This window comes from Micromonospora sp. U21, from assembly GCF_018070045.1.
Lineage (GTDB): Bacteria > Actinomycetota > Actinomycetes > Mycobacteriales > Micromonosporaceae > Micromonospora.
Map to the genome: position 1 here is coordinate 58,285 of NZ_JAGPYK010000003.1, position 14,906 is coordinate 73,190.

The following is a 14,906-nucleotide window of genomic DNA, read 5'->3' on the forward strand; positions in this document are numbered from 1 at the left end:
ATCAGCGCGGGTCCACGCCGGACGGGAGGTTGTCGCGGTCGATCGCGGACTGCACGTAGTCGAGCAGGATCCGGCGAAGCTCCCGGCCGGCGTGGGTCGGCACGACGTCCCGCCGGCGGGCCACCGCGATGGTCCGCCGGACCCCGGGCGGCGCCAGCGGCGTGATCCGCACCCCCGGCCGGCGAGCCAGCACGATGCCGGGCACCAGCGCGATGCCGAGCCCTGCCTCGACGAAGCTGAGCACCGCGTCCATCTCACCGCCGTCCACCGCGAAGGTCGGCTCGAAGCCCGCCGCGCGGCACGCCTCGATGGTGGCGTCGCGCAGGTCGTAGCCCTCCCTGAACATCACCATGGGCTGGTCGCGCAGGTCGGTGATGCGCAACTCCCCGCTCGCCGAGGCGGTCGGCACCTCCCCCACCGAGGCGACCACCAGGCTCTCCTGGAGGATCGGGTCGACGCGCAGCCCCGGGTCGACGCCCTGGGCCGGCATGATGATCAGCGCCAGGTCGAGGTCACCGCGGAGCAGATTGCGCACCAGGTCCTGGGATCCACCCTCCTCGACCTTGAGGTCGACGGTGGGGTGCGCGTCGCGGAACCGGCGCAGCACCGGCGGGGCGAGCGACGTGGCGAGGCTGGGGGTGGCGCCGAGCCGGACCCGGCCCCGGCGCAGCCCGACCAGTTCCTGGACCTCGCGGGTCGCGGTCTCCACGTCGGCGAGGATCCGGGTCGCCAACGGCAGCAGCACCTCGCCGGCAGCGGTGAGGGCGATGTTGCCCCGTACCCGTTCGAAGAGTGGGGCCCCGAGGTCGGTCTCCAGGGCGTGAATTTGCTTACTGAGCGAAGGCTGAGTTATGCCGACGATGTCGGCGGCTTGGGTGAAATGTCGTACTTCGGCCACCGCAACGAAGTACCGGAGCTGATGGAGTTGCATCTACATAGCTTATGGCTATCAACACTGCGAGTTTGATGCATTGGACGACTGATCCAAGTGCTCCTAGCGTCGATCGTGTGGTAGTCACGAAAACTCGGTCGCCCATCCGCTCCAACGTCGGCCTCAAGGCCGTCATGGCGGTGACGGGCATCCTGCTGGCGCTGTTCCTGATCGCGCACATGATCGGAAACCTGAAGGTGTTCACGGGGGAGACCTCGTTCGACCACTACGCGCACTGGCTGCGCGACATCGGCAAGCCGCTGCTGCCCGGCGTGTGGTTCCTGTGGATCCTGCGCTCCGTGCTGGTGGTGGCGGTCGTCGCCCACATCGTGGCCGCGACCGTGCTGGCCCGGCGGGCCCGCGCGGCCCGACCGGTGAAGTACGCCCACCGCAAGAAGGTCAACGGCAGCTACGCGGCCCGCACCATGCGCTGGGGCGGCGTGATCATCCTGCTCTTCGTGATCTACCACCTCCTGGACCTGACCACCGGCACGCTGAACCCGGTCGGTGACGCCAGCAAGCCGTACGGCAACGTCGTCGCCGACTTCGCGCCGGAGCGCTGGTACGTCACGCTCTTCTACACCCTCGCCATCGTCGCGGTGGGCTTCCACCTGCGCCACGGCGCGTTCAGCGCGTTCCGCAGCCTCGGCCAGCAGACGCCCCGGGGCGAACGCCGGGCACGCAACGCCGCGCTGGTCTTCGCCGTCGCGCTCTGCGTCGGCTACCTGGTGGTCCCGTTCGCCGTTCTCACCGGATTGGTGGCCTGACATGGAACTCTTCACCGAGGGCGACCCGATCGCCGACACCAAGGCTCCCACCGGCCCGGTCGAGAAGCGTTGGGAAACCCGGCGCTTCGAGGCCAAGCTGGTCAACCCCGCCAACCGCCGCAAGATGACGGTGATCGTGGTCGGCACCGGCCTGGCCGGCGGCTCGGCCGCGGCGACCCTGGCCGAGCAGGGCTACCACGTCAGGTCCTACTGCTACCAGGACAGCCCGCGCCGGGCGCACTCCATCGCGGCGCAGGGCGGCATCAACGCCGCCAAGAACTACCGCAACGACGGCGACTCGGTGCACCGGCTGTTCTACGACACCGTGAAGGGCGGCGACTTCCGCTCCCGGGAGTCGAACGTGCACCGCCTGGCCGAGGTCTCGGTCAACATCATCGACCAGTGCGTCGCCCAGGGCGTGCCGTTCGCCCGCGAGTACGGCGGCCTGCTGGACACCCGCTCCTTCGGCGGCGCCCAGGTGCAGCGCACCTTCTACGCCCGGGGGCAGACGGGCCAGCAGCTGCTGCTCGGCGCCTATCAGGCGCTGGAGCGGCAGATCGGCCTCGGCAACGTGGAGATGAACGCCCGCCACGAGATGCTGGAGCTGGTCATCGTGGACGGCAAGGCCCGGGGCATCGTGGTCCGGGACCTGGTCACCGGTGAGATCAGCACCGAGATGGCCGACGCCGTCGTGCTCGCCTCGGGTGGCTACGGCAACGTCTTCTACCTCTCCACCAACGCCAAGGGCTGCAACGTCACCGCCACCTGGCGGGCGCACCGCAAGGGCGCGTACTTCGCCAACCCCTGCTACACGCAGATCCACCCGACCTGCATCCCGGTCTCCGGCGACCACCAGTCGAAGCTGACCCTGATGAGCGAGTCGCTGCGCAACGACGGCCGGGTGTGGGTGCCGAAGACCAAGGGCGACGACCGCAACCCCCGGGACATCCCGGAGGACGAGCGGGACTACTACCTGGAGCGGATCTACCCCTCGTTCGGCAACCTGGTTCCCCGCGACATCGCCTCCCGCGCCGCGAAGAACGTCTGCGACGAGGGGCGGGGCGTCGGACCGACCAAGCTCGGCGTCTACCTCGACTTCGCCGACGCGATCGGCCGGCTGGGCCGCAAGGCCATCGAGGCCAAGTACGGCAACCTCTTCGAGATGTACGAGCGGATCACCGGCGAGGACCCGTACGAGGTGCCGATGCGGATCTACCCCGCCGTGCACTACACGATGGGTGGTCTCTGGGTCGACTACGACCTCCAGTCGAGCATCCCCGGCCTGTTCGTGATCGGCGAGGCGAACTTCTCCGACCACGGCGCGAACCGGCTCGGCGCCTCGGCGCTGATGCAGGGCCTGGCCGACGGCTACTTCGTGCTGCCGACCACGATCGCCAACTACCTGGCCTCGGGTCCGCTGGAGAAGGTCGACGCCAGCCACCCGGCGGCGGTCGAGGCGCGCGCCGACGTCGAGGACCGGGTCCAGCGGCTGCTGGCGGTCAACGGCGACCGGACGGTGGACTCGTTCCACCGGGAGCTGGGCCAGATCATGTGGGAGCACTGCGGCATGGAGCGCAGCGAGGCCGGGCTGCGCAAGGCGATCGACGAGATCCGCGCCCTGCGCGACCAGTTCTGGCAGCGGGTCCGGGTGTCCGGCACCGGCGAGGAGCTCAACCAGTCGCTGGAGAAGGCCGGCCGGGTGGCCGACTTCTTCGAGCTGGCCGAGCTGATGTGCATCGACGCCCTGCACCGCGAGGAGTCCTGCGGCGGCCACTTCCGGGCCGAGCACCAGACCCCGGACGGTGAGGCGCAGCGCGACGACGACCGGTTCGCGTACGTGGCGGCCTGGGAGTTCACCGCCACCGGTGAGCCGTCGGTGCTGCACAAGGAAGACCTGAAGTTCGAATACGTCCACCCCACGCAGCGGAGCTACAAGTGAACCTGACCCTGCGCATCTGGCGCCAGAAGGGCCCTGAGGACAAGGGTCGGATGGTGACCTACCAGGTCGACGACGTGTCCCCGGACATGTCGTTCCTCGAGATGCTCGACGTGCTCAACGAGCGGTTGATCCTCGCCGGCGAGGACCCGGTGGCGTTCGACCACGACTGCCGCGAGGGCATCTGCGGCATGTGTGGCCTGATGATCAACGGTGACGCGCACGGGCCGCAGCGCGGCACCACCGCCTGCCAGCTGCACATGCGGCAGTTCACCGACGGCGAGACGATCGACATCGAGCCGTGGCGCGCCAGCGCCTTCCCGGTGATCAAGGACCTGGTGGTCAACCGGGGTGCCTTCGACAAGATCATCGCTGCCGGTGGCTACATCACCGCCCCGACCGGCAGCGCGCCCGAGGCGCACTCCACCCCGGTGGCCAAGGCCAACGCGGACGCCGCCTTCGAGTCGGCGGCCTGCATCGGCTGCGGCGCGTGTGTCGCCGCCTGCCCGAACGGCTCCGGCATGCTCTTCACCGCCGCCAAGCTCACCCAGCTCTCGCTGCTGCCGCAGGGCCAGCCCGAGCGGTACACCCGGGTGATCGGCATGGTCGACGCGCACGACGAGGCCGGCTTCGGCGGCTGCACCAACGCCGGCGAGTGCACCCCGGCCTGCCCGAAGGGCATTCCGCTGAACACGATCGGCCGCCTCAACCGCGACTACCTCATGGCCACCTCGAAGCGGGGCGACAACACTCCGGGATCTTGATCCTTGTCGGGCCTCTCCGTGGTCGGGCTTCGGGCTGGGGGCGACCGTCCCCGGCTCCGGGCGGTCAGGCTTGATCCCTCCGCCGGGGACGGTCGCCCCCAGCCCTGACCTGGTCACCGTCCGCGCACCGGTCCCGGTTCTCCCCGAGTACGTGAAAACGCCGCTGGCCGGCACCCCTCGTGGGTGCCGGCCAGCGGCTCTTTCCTTCTGCGCTTGGCGCTGAGGTGGGTCTGTTATTTCGGCGCTGGGCCGACGAGGCAGGCGGCCGACCGGGGCCGCAGGTGCTACGGCTGACCGTCGGAGCGGGAGCGGAGATCAACTCCGGCCCCTGGAAATCGGCGTATCCCCACGCCCGGGACACCCCGACGCCCCGCAAACCGAGTTGATCACTAGCCGCCGACAAGGCCATCCAGAGGCGACCACGGCACACGAAGAGCCAACCCCCGCACGGGGCAGGCGGGCGGTCCGGCAGGCCCGGACGAACCCGGACCGGCTCGGGGCTGGGGGCGAGCGTCCCCGGCGCAGGGATCAAGCCTGACCGCCCGGAGCCGGGGACGGTCGCCCCCAGCCCCCACCGCAACCACCGACGAACCGGAACCGAGCCGACCGGACCGGAGCCGAGCCGAGCCGACCGGAGCGGAACCGGACGATCCCCCGAGGCAGCCGCCCGGGACCGGTTCAAGTGCCGGAGCGCGGGTAGCAGTCCGAGGGACGGCACCGGAGAGGGGACGAGCGGCATGAAGGCACTGACCTGGCATGGCAAGCGGGACGTACGGGTCGAAGAGGTCCCGGACCCCCGCATCGAGGACCCGACCGACGCGATCATCAAGGTCACCTCGACCGCGATCTGCGGCTCAGACCTGCACCTGTACGAGGTACTGGGACCGTACCTGAAGCCGGGTGACATCCTCGGCCACGAGCCGATGGGCATCGTCGAGGAGGTCGGCCCGGAAGTGACCCGGCTCAAGCCCGGCGACCGGGTGGTGGTCCCGTTCAACATCTCCTGCGGCAGTTGCTGGATGTGCCAGCGCCAGCTGTACGCCCAGTGCGAGACCACCCAGGTCGGCAGCGAGGGCAAGGGCGCGGCGCTGTTCGGCTACACCTCGCTCTACGGCTCGGTCCCCGGCGGGCAGGCCGAGTACCTGCGCGTCCCGCAGGCTCACTTCGGACCGATCACCGTCCCGCAGACCGGCGCCGACGAGCGCTACCTCTACCTTTCCGACATCCTGCCGACCGCCTGGCAGGCGGTGAAGTACGCGGACACCCCGCCCGGCGGCACCCTGGCGGTGTTCGGTCTGGGCCCGGTCGGCCAGTTCTGCGCCCGGATCGGCCGCCACCTCGGTGCCGGCCGGGTGATCGGGCTGGACCTGGTGCCCGAGCGGCTGGAGCTGGCCCGCCGGCACGGCATCGAGGTGCTCGACGTCCGGGAGCTCGACGACGTACCGGGGGCGCTGATCGACCTGGTCGACGGACGCGGCCCGGACGCGGTGATCGACGCCGTCGGCATGGAGGCGCACGGCTCACCGGCCGGCAAGCTGGCCCACGCCGCCGTCGGACTGCTGCCGGACAAGCTGGCCCGGACGATGACCGACCGGGTCGGCATGGACCGGCTCTCCGTCCTGCACGCCGCGATCAAGGCGGTCCGCCGCGGCGGCACCGTCTCGCTCTCCGGTGTCTACGGGGGCGAGGCGGACCCGATGCCGCTGATGGAGATGTTCGACCGGGGCATCCAGCTGCGGATGGGGCAGTGCCACGTGCGTCGGTGGACCGACGAGATCCTGCCGCTGCTCGCCGGCGACGACGACCCGCTGGGCGTGGAGGACCTGCGGACCCACCGGGTGCCGCTGGCCAGGGCGCCGCAGGCGTACGAGATGTTCCAGAAGAAGGAGGATGGCTGCATCAAGGTCGTGCTCGCTCCGTGAGCCGGGTCGTGGTGATCGCCGGCGCGACCAGCGGGATCGGCCGGGCGACGGCCCGGGCGTTCGCCGAGCGCGGCGACCGCCTCGTCCTCGCCGCCCGCGCCCCACAGACCCTGGCCGAGGTACGCGAGGAGTGCGCCGACGTCGACGTGCTGACCGTGCCCACCGACGTCACCGAGCCGGGGGCACTGGACGCGCTCGCGGACGCCGCGACCGACCGGTTCGGCCGCATCGACGTCTGGGTGCACACGGCTGCCGTCATGGCCTACGGGCGCTTCGACGAGCTGCCGGAGCGGGTCTTCGACCAAGTGGTGCGAACCGATCTGCTGGCCGCCGCCGGCTCGGCGCGGGTGGCGTTGCGGCACTTCCGGGCCACCGGAGCCGGCACCCTGATCCTCACCGGCTCGGTGCTCGCGCACATCACCGCGCCGTACATGAGCGCCTACGTGGCCAGCAAGTGGGGGTTGGAGGGGCTGGTCCGGACGGTGCAGCAGGAGCTGCGCGACAGCCCGCAGATCCGGCTGTGCCTGGTGAACCCGGGCAGCGTGGACACCCCGGTGTACCAGCAGGCGGCGAACTACCTGGGCCGGGTCGGCCGGCCCCCACCGCCGGTCACCAGCCCGCAGCGGGTGGCCCGGGCCATCGTGGACTGCGTCGACCGGCCCCGCCGGGAGGTCTCGGTGGGCCGGCTGAACGTGCTGCTGCGAGCCGGCTTCACCGTGCTGCCGGGTGTGTACGACGTCCTGGTCGGACCGTTGATGCGGTTGGCCGGCCTGAGCGGGCGGCCGGTCGACGCGCACGACGGCACCGTCTTCGCCCCGAACCCGGCCGGTGAGGCGGTGCGCGGCGGTCATCTGCCTGACCTGCGGCAGTTCGCCCGCAGCGTCCCCGGGCCGGGCGGCGCCGCGCTGCGCCGGTGGCTCGGGTGAGCGGTCGGGGGACCCCTTGTATCGATCAACTCGCCTAGGGTGGTGGTCCGGCACGCGCTCCGGCGCACCACGATGGGGGAGACGATTGACCATCCGACTGAACCGCAGGACCGCGCTCGGGCTGGGCACGGTGGCCACCGCCGGTACGGTGCTCGGCGCCGCCGGCCCGGCGAGCGCCGCCGAGACGACCGAACCGAGCCCGACCACCCCGGCCCGGGCCGCCCGCCGGGTCGCCGCCAGCTACGCGCGGAGCAGCACCGAGGCCGGCGGCAACTGGCAGGCGTACGTCAGCGTCGCCGACCCGGCCGGCGCGCCCGTGGTCGCGGTGTCGGCCGAGGCGGACCGGCGGATCGAGGCGTACAGCGTCAACAAGATCGCGGTCGCCACGGCGGTGCTCGACAAGGTCGACCGGGGGCTGCTCGCCCTGGACCAGCGGGTCGAGGTGACCGCGGCGATCGTCGTACCGGGCGGTGACGGCATCTTCAGCCTGGACGGCGCGTACCCGAGCAGCGTGACCCTCGGGCACGTGCTGGCCACGCTGCTGACCGTCTCCGACGACACGGCGGTACGGCTGTGCGGGTCGGTCTGCCCGGCCGCCGAGCTGAACGCCATCCTGGTCGCCAAGGGCTTCCCGAACACCCAGGTCGAGCCGGTGGCCAACCCGAACCGGTTCTTCCTCGGCACCAGCACCCCCCGCGAGACGCACGACCTGCTGCGCGCCCTGGTCGCCGGCACCCTGCTCTCCCCCGCCTCGACGGCGTTCCTGCTCGGGCTGCTGCGCGCCCCGGTGGCGTTCACCGACGGCATCCGGCGCACCATGTCCTCGGAGGAGCGGGCCCGGATCGCCACCAAGGCGGGCTGGTTCGCCGATGCCCGTCACGAGGCCGGGATCATCTTCGACCGGTCCGGCGCCGCGGTGCTCACCTACGCGCTGTTCGCCGACGGGCAGGCCGACCCGGACGACTTCGGCGCCACCCACCCGGCGGTGCAGGCTCGGGCCGCCATGGGCCCCCGGTTCCTGGCCGCGGTGGACCGGCTCGCCGGTGCCGGCACGGCGTACCGGGTCGCGGCCCGGCGGCCCAGCAACGGCGGCTGAGCACGCGACCGGGCCGGCCGCCGTGGCGGTGGCCGGCCCGGTGCGGCGACCGCCGGGGCGCGAGCCGGCCCGGGTGACTACCGTGTAATGCGGGACACGGCGGAGGGACGGCGATGGCACCAGCGGAACGCACGGACGTCGAACGGTCGCTCGGGCGACGGATGGGTGGCGCCGCAGGGCTGGCCGCGCTGGCCGGTCTGGCCTGGGTGGCTCGGGACGTGCCGGCGGCACTGGGCGGCCGGCTCGCCGGTGTCCGGGCCGAACGGGCGGCCCGCTCGCCCCAGTTTCGCGACGGGACCTTCCACAACCAGGCCGGCACCCGCACCATGATCGCCGACCCGGGCCGCAACCTGCTCCGCGAGCTGATCTTCGGCAAGCAGAAGCGCCGCCCGAGCACCGCGGTGCCGCTGCTGCGTCCGGCCGAGGAGCCGGCCACCACCGGCACCGACCGGGAACTCGGCGTCATCTGGTACGGCCACGCCTCCGCGCTGGTGGAGATCGAGGGGTACCGGGTGCTCATCGACCCGGTGTGGAGCGAGCGCTGCTCACCGTCGGCCCTGGTCGGGCCCCGCCGGTTGCACGAACCTCCGGTACGCCTCGACGAGCTGCCCCGACTCGACGCGATCCTCATCTCCCACGACCACTACGACCACCTCGACATGGCCACCGTTCAGGAACTGGTCGCCCGGCAGCCCGCGCCGTTCATGGTGCCACTCGGGGTGGGGGCACACCTGGACCGGTGGGGCGTACCGGCAGACCGGATCATCGAGCTGGACTGGTCGGAGAGTCACCAGATCGGCGGACTGAAGGTCATCGCCACGCCGGCCCAGCACTTCTCCGGCCGGGGGCTGCGCCGTGATGGCACGCTCTGGAGTTCCTGGGTGATCGAGGGAACGTCCCGCAAGGCCTTCTACACCGGCGACTCCGGCTACTTCGACGGGTACGCGGCAATCGGCGCGGAACATGGGCCGTTCGACGTGACGCTGATGCAGATCGGCGCGTACGACCGGGCCTGGCCGAGCATCCACATGTTCCCGGAGGAGGCGGTCGACGCCCACCTCGACCTGCGCGGCGGGCTGTTCATCCCGGTGCACTGGGCGACGTTCAACCTGGCTCTGCACGACTGGTCCGAGCCGGTGAACCGGCTGTGGGCCGAGGCGAAGGCCCGCGACGTCCGGCTGGCCGTCCCCCGCCCCGGGGAGCGCGTGCTGGTCGACGATCCGCCCGCCGTCGACGGCTGGTGGCAGGCCGTCGCCTGAAGAAAGGGCCCCTTATTGACGCCTGGCGTTAATAAGGGGCCCTTCCTTTCATTTCAGAGCACGAAGGCGTCGGTCCAGAGCGCGCCGGAGCGGCCGGAGAGCGCGTCCAGCATGGCCACCGCCTGGCCGTCGGTGAGCTGCGCGACGAAGTCCACGATGGCCCGCCCCCGGGCACGCCCGATCCGGTCCGGGGTACGCGGGTGCAGCTCCGCCTCGGCCAGCTCGACCAGGTCGTGCAGCCGCCGGGGCAGCCGGGACTCCTCCTCCGGGTCGAGCAGCCACTCCCAGAGCGCCTCGACCAGGGTGCCCAGCAGCCGGGCCTGGCCGCGCTGATGCAGAGCGAGGTCGGGACGGGCCAGCACGAACCGGTGGTGGACGAACTTGAGTACCTGCACCTCGTGCCACTGTGCGCAGCCGAGCAGCACGTACCCCGAGCGCACCGACGGCTGGTCGGTCACCATGATCGCCTCGACGAAGCGGGTGGACCAGCGGGCGGAGAACCGGGCCACGTACTGCTCGGCCTCGATCGAGCCGTCGAACGGCATCGCCAGCAGCCCGTCGGCCAGCTCCTCCCGGACGTGCTCGACGGCGGCGGCGAACGCGTCGTCGTCGGCGATCCAGGCGTCCTTGCGGTGCAGCTGCCGGCGTAGCCGCTCGATCGCCGCACCGGGCCGCCGGGCCGCGGTGGCCAGCGCCGCGTCGGTGATCGCCCGGAAGTGCCCGCTCTCCCGCTGCCAGGCCATCAGCTCGGCGGAGACCGCGCCCTGCTGGAGCACCCCGACCCGGTAGAAGTCCTCCACGTCGTGGATGGCGTACGCGATGTCGTCGGCGGTGTCCATCACGGACGCCTCCACGGTCTGCTGCCAGTCCGGGATGCGGCCGGCGAACGGCTCCCGGGCCTGGCGCAGGTCGTCGAGCTCGGTGCGGTAGGCGCCGAACTTCGACGAGCCGCTCTCCGCGTCGTCCGGCGGTGGGGTGGCCCCTCGCGGCGGCGGGTCCAGCAGGCGGGGGTGCGGGTCGGGGTGGTCCAGCCGGGTCCAGGGGTACTTCAGCATCGCCGCGCGGACCGCGGCGGTCAGGTCCAGCCCGGTGGTGGCCGCGCCCCGGATCTCGGTGCTGGTGACGATCCGGTACGACTGGGCGTTGCCCTCGAAGCCGTCGCTGAGGCCGAGGCGCTGGCGGGCCAGCCGGTCCAGCACCCGCTCCCCCAGGTGCCCGAACGGCGGGTGGCCGAGGTCGTGGGCCAGCGCGGCGGCCTCCACGACGTCGGGATCGCAGCCGCCGAGCCTGTTCAGCAGGGCACGCCACCGCTCGTCGGCCGTCAGCCGCTCGGCGATCGCCCGGGCCACCTGGGCGACCTTCAGGCTGTGGGTGAGCCGGTTGTGCACCAGCAGGCCGGACCCGACCGGGCTGATCACCTGGGTGACGCCGCCGAGGCGGGCGAAGAACGGCGAGCCGACGATCCGGTCCCGGTCGGCGCGGAACGGGTTGGCCGCGAGGTCGCCCAGGGCCCGGGCGCTGCCGCCGAAGAGCCGCCGGGCGCGCGGCTCCGCAGCGGTTTCCATGATCGCCACGCTAGCGCAGGCGCGGCGGGGCCGCCGCCGGGTCGCCCCGGCCGGGCGCGGCGGTTCAACCCCGCCGGGCGAGACGGATCAGCCCGGCCGGGCGCGGCGACAACGTCCGGCACCGCCCGGCACAATGCAGGCGGTACCCACTTCCAAAGGCGGATCGAGATCGTGACCCAGTCTGTTCATCAGCGGATCGCCGACGAGCTCGGCGTGGCCGAGCGTCAGGTGCGGGCGGCCGTGGAGCTGCTCGACGGCGGCGCCACCGTGCCGTTCATCGCCCGCTACCGCAAGGAGGCCACCGGCCTGCTCGACGACACCCAGCTGCGCACCCTGGAGGAGCGGCTGCGCTACCTGCGCGAGCTGGACGAGCGGCGGGCCGCTGTCCTGGAGTCGATCCGCGGCCAGGGCAAGCTGGACGAGGCCCTGGAAGCGCAGATCATGGCCGCCGACTCGAAGTCCCGGCTGGAGGACATCTACCTGCCGTACAAGCCGAAGCGTCGGACCCGGGCGCAGATCGCCCGCGAGGCCGGGCTGGCGCCGCTGGCCGAGACGCTGCTGGCCGACCCCACCAAGGACCCGCGGGCCACCGCCGCCGGGTTCGTCGATGAGGAGAAGGGCGTCGCCGACGCCGACGCCGCGCTGGAGGGCGCGCGGGCGATCCTGATCGAGACCTTCGCCGAGGACGCCGACCTGATCGGCACGCTGCGCGAGCAGATGTGGTCGCGGGGCCGGCTGGTGTCCCGGGTACGCGAGGGTCAGGAAACGGCCGGCGCCAAGTTCGCCGACTACTTCGACTTCTCCGAGCCGTACCCGAAGCTGCCCTCGCACCGGATCCTGGCCATGTTCCGGGGCGAGAAGGAGGGCGTGCTCGACCTGACGATGGAGCCGGAGGAGGCCGGCGAGGCGGGCGCCGCGCCGACCGGCCCGAGCCGGTACGAGTCGGTGGTCGCCGGCCGGTTCGGCGTGTCCGACGCCGGCCGCCCGGCCGACCGCTGGCTGGCCGACACGGTCCGCTGGGCGTGGCGCACCCGGATCCTCATCCACCTCGGCGCGGACCTGCGGATGCGGCTGTGGCAGGCGGCCGAGGAGGAGGCGGTACGCGTCTTCGCCATGAATCTGCGGGATCTGCTGCTCGCCGCGCCGGCCGGCACCCGGCCCACGATGGGGCTGGACCCGGGCCTGCGTACCGGGGTCAAGGTGGCCGTGGTCGACGCCACCGGCAAGGTGGTCGCCACCGACACCATCTATCCGCACGAGCCGCGCCGGCAGTGGGACGCGTCGATCGAGACGCTGGCCCGGCTGGCCGGCGCGCACGGCGTCGAGTTGGTGGCGATCGGCAACGGCACCGCATCCCGCGAGACCGACAAGCTTGCCGGTGACCTGATCAAGAGGCACCCGCAGCTCAACCTGACGAAGGTGGTGGTCTCCGAGGCGGGTGCGTCGGTCTACTCGGCCTCCGCGTACGCCTCGCAGGAGTTGCCAGGGATGGACGTCTCGCTGCGCGGCGCGGTGTCCATCGCCCGCCGGCTCCAGGATCCGCTGGCCGAGCTGGTCAAGATCGATCCGCGGTCGATCGGGGTGGGGCAGTACCAGCACGACCTGTCCGAGGTGAAACTGTCTCGGTCGCTGGACGCGGTGGTGGAGGACTGCGTCAACGCGGTCGGGGTGGACGTCAACACCGCGTCCGCGCCGCTGCTGACCCGGGTCTCCGGGATCGGCGCCGGGCTGGCCGAGAACATCGTGCTGCACCGCGACGCCAACGGGCCGTTCCGGTCGCGTACCGAGCTGAAGAAGGTGGCCCGGCTCGGGCCCAAGGCGTTCGAGCAGTGCGCCGGCTTCCTGCGCATCCCCGACGGTGACGACCCGCTGGACTCCTCCAGCGTGCACCCCGAGGCGTACCCGGTGGTGCGCCGGATCCTCTCCAGCACCGGCCAGGACCTGCGCTCGGTGATCGGTAGGAGCGGGATCCTGCGGGGACTGCGCGCGACGGACTTCGTCGACGACCGGTTCGGCCTGCCCACCGTCACCGACATCCTCGCCGAGCTGGAGAAGCCGGGCCGCGACCCTCGGCCGGAGTTCCGCACCGCCACCTTCGTCGAGGGCGTGGAGAAGATCGGTGACCTGACGCCGGGCATGGTGCTGGAGGGCGTGGTCACCAACGTTGCCGCGTTCGGCGCGTTCGTGGACGTCGGGGTGCACCAGGACGGCCTGGTGCACGTCTCGGCGATGTCCCGGACCTTCGTGAAGGACCCCCGCGAGGTGGTCAAGTCCGGCGACGTGGTCAAGGTCCGGGTGCTCGACGTGGACGTACCCCGTAAGCGGATCTCGCTGACCCTGCGCCTCGAGGACGAGCCGGGCGCGGCACCCGACGGCACACGGGACAAGCAGGGTGCCCGCAGCGGCCGCGCCAGCCAGGACGGACGCGGCGGGCCGGCTCAGCGCGGTTCGCAGAGCGGACGCGGCGGCCCCGACCAGCGCGGCGGTCAGGGTGGTGGTCGCGGCGGTCAGGGTACGGGCGGCGGGCAGGGCGGACGCGGCGGGCAGCAGCGACAGGGCCGGGGCAACGGCGCGGCGGCACCGGCCAACGACGCGATGGCGGAGGCCCTGCGCCGCGCCGGCCTGGCCTGACCGACCAGCGGGGCGGCATGCCTCGCCCGACCGGCTCGGGATGCCGCCCCGCACGGGCGGCATCCCGGACGCCCCGGCGCTCGACTCACCTCACTGGCCGGCCCGGTCCGGTCGGGATGCGCACCGCACCCCGTCGGGGAGAAATAGGGTCGCCTGGCGATGGAGTGGAAAGTGATGATCTCCCGGTGAGGATGCACACCGACCAGGTCGACGTCACCGCGGACGTGGTCGCCGCGCTGGTGGCCGAGCAATTTCCCGAGTGGCGGGCCCTCCCGGTCCGCCCGCTTCCGTCGTCCGGCACGGTGAACGCCCTCTTCCGGCTCGGCCCGGCGATCGTCCTGCGGTTCCCGCTGCAACCCACCGCCGACCCCGAGCTTCGCGCCGAGCTGCGGCGGGAGCAGGAGTACGCCCGGCTGCTCACCGGGCACCTGCCGGTCGCGGTGCCCGAACCGCTCGGTCTCGGCGAACCGGGCGCGGGATACCCCGGCCCGTGGACGGCGTACCGCTGGATCCCCGGCGAACCGGCCCGGCCCGAACTGATCGACGACCAGGACGCCTTCGCCCGCGACCTCGCCGGCGTCGTCACCGCCCTGCACGGCATCGACACCGGCGGTCGGGCGTGGCCCGGGTTCGGCCGGGGCGGTCCGCTGGCCGCCCAGGACGCCGGCGTGCGGTCGTCCCTCGCCGACAGCGGCCAGCTCACCGACACCGCCCGACTCGCCGTCGTGTGGGACCGGTGCCGGGAAACTCCCCGGCACGACGACACTGACGTGTGGATCCACGCCGACCTGATGCCGGGCAACCTGCTGGTCCGCGACGGCCGGTTGGCCGCGGTCATCGACCTCGGCACGGTCGGCGTCGGCGATCCGGCGGTGGACCTGATGCCGGCGTGGAACCTGCTCGACGGCGGGTCGCGGGAGACGTACCGGCGGGCGCTCGGCGTGGACGACGACACGTGGGAGCGGGGGCGCGGCTGGGCCCTGATGCAGGCGATCAACGCACTGCCGTACTACGTCGAGACCAATCCGGTGATGGCCAACATCGCCCGGTACACCCTGCGGGCCGTACTCGACTGAGCCGCGCCGCACCGGCGGGCGTACCGTCGGCGT

The 14,906-nt window shown here is 72.3% G+C and carries 11 protein-coding genes; 9 read left to right on the plus strand and 2 right to left on the minus strand.

Annotation, left to right across the window (positions count from 1 at the left end):
- Position 1 precedes the first annotated feature (1 nt).
- Positions 2 to 931 (minus strand): LysR family transcriptional regulator, encoded by a 930-nt coding sequence (locus tag KBX63_RS04980; protein ID WP_210908674.1) that lies wholly within the window; start codon positions 929 to 931, stop codon positions 2 to 4.
- A gap of 35 nt (positions 932 to 966) precedes the next feature.
- Here KBX63_RS04980 and KBX63_RS04985 point away from each other — a divergent pair, with 35 nt between their 5' ends.
- From KBX63_RS04985 to KBX63_RS05015, 7 genes are all read left to right on the plus strand, one after another.
- The gene (locus tag KBX63_RS04985; protein ID WP_210908676.1) at positions 967 to 1,698 is read left to right on the plus strand and encodes a succinate dehydrogenase cytochrome b subunit; all 732 of its coding nucleotides are present in this window, start codon (positions 967 to 969) and stop codon (positions 1,696 to 1,698) included.
- 1 nt (position 1,699) lies between these two features.
- On the plus strand, positions 1,700 to 3,637 hold the full coding sequence (locus KBX63_RS04990) for a fumarate reductase/succinate dehydrogenase flavoprotein subunit (protein ID WP_210908678.1): 1,938 nt from the start codon (positions 1,700 to 1,702) through the stop codon (positions 3,635 to 3,637).
- On the plus strand, positions 3,634 to 4,398 hold the full coding sequence (locus KBX63_RS04995; protein ID WP_074318407.1) for a succinate dehydrogenase/fumarate reductase iron-sulfur subunit: 765 nt from the start codon (positions 3,634 to 3,636) through the stop codon (positions 4,396 to 4,398). The genes KBX63_RS04990 and KBX63_RS04995 overlap by 4 nt, the downstream gene beginning before the upstream one ends.
- Before the next feature lie 737 nt (positions 4,399 to 5,135).
- A complete protein-coding gene (locus KBX63_RS05000) occupies positions 5,136 to 6,320 on the plus strand; it encodes a zinc-dependent alcohol dehydrogenase (RefSeq protein WP_210908680.1) in 1,185 nt (394 codons plus the stop codon).
- On the plus strand, positions 6,317 to 7,246 hold the full coding sequence (locus tag KBX63_RS05005) for an SDR family NAD(P)-dependent oxidoreductase (RefSeq protein ID WP_210908684.1): 930 nt from the start codon (positions 6,317 to 6,319) through the stop codon (positions 7,244 to 7,246). Before KBX63_RS05000 ends, KBX63_RS05005 begins: the two co-directional genes overlap by 4 nt.
- A gap of 85 nt (positions 7,247 to 7,331) precedes the next feature.
- Positions 7,332 to 8,342: a serine hydrolase gene (locus KBX63_RS05010; RefSeq protein ID WP_210908686.1), complete on the plus strand. Its 1,011-nt coding sequence runs from the start codon at positions 7,332 to 7,334 to the stop codon at positions 8,340 to 8,342.
- 113 nt (positions 8,343 to 8,455) lie between these two features.
- Positions 8,456 to 9,601: an MBL fold metallo-hydrolase gene (locus KBX63_RS05015; protein WP_210908687.1), complete on the plus strand. Its 1,146-nt coding sequence runs from the start codon at positions 8,456 to 8,458 to the stop codon at positions 9,599 to 9,601.
- 53 nt (positions 9,602 to 9,654) lie between these two features.
- Here the strand turns inward: KBX63_RS05015 and KBX63_RS05020 are convergent, their stop codons facing one another.
- Entirely contained in the window at positions 9,655 to 11,166 is a 1,512-nt protein-coding gene (locus KBX63_RS05020; RefSeq protein ID WP_210908695.1) for a deoxyguanosinetriphosphate triphosphohydrolase family protein, read from the minus strand.
- Positions 11,167 to 11,337: 171 nt separating this feature from the next.
- Between KBX63_RS05020 and KBX63_RS05025 the strand changes: the two genes are divergently transcribed.
- Positions 11,338 to 13,797, plus strand: coding sequence for a Tex family protein (locus tag KBX63_RS05025; RefSeq protein WP_307871618.1), 2,460 nt, complete (start codon positions 11,338 to 11,340; stop codon positions 13,795 to 13,797).
- A 191-nt stretch (positions 13,798 to 13,988) separates the two neighbouring features.
- Positions 13,989 to 14,873, plus strand: coding sequence for an aminoglycoside phosphotransferase family protein (locus tag KBX63_RS05030; RefSeq protein WP_210909205.1), 885 nt, complete (start codon positions 13,989 to 13,991; stop codon positions 14,871 to 14,873).
- The last annotated feature ends 33 nt before the right edge of the window (positions 14,874 to 14,906 follow it).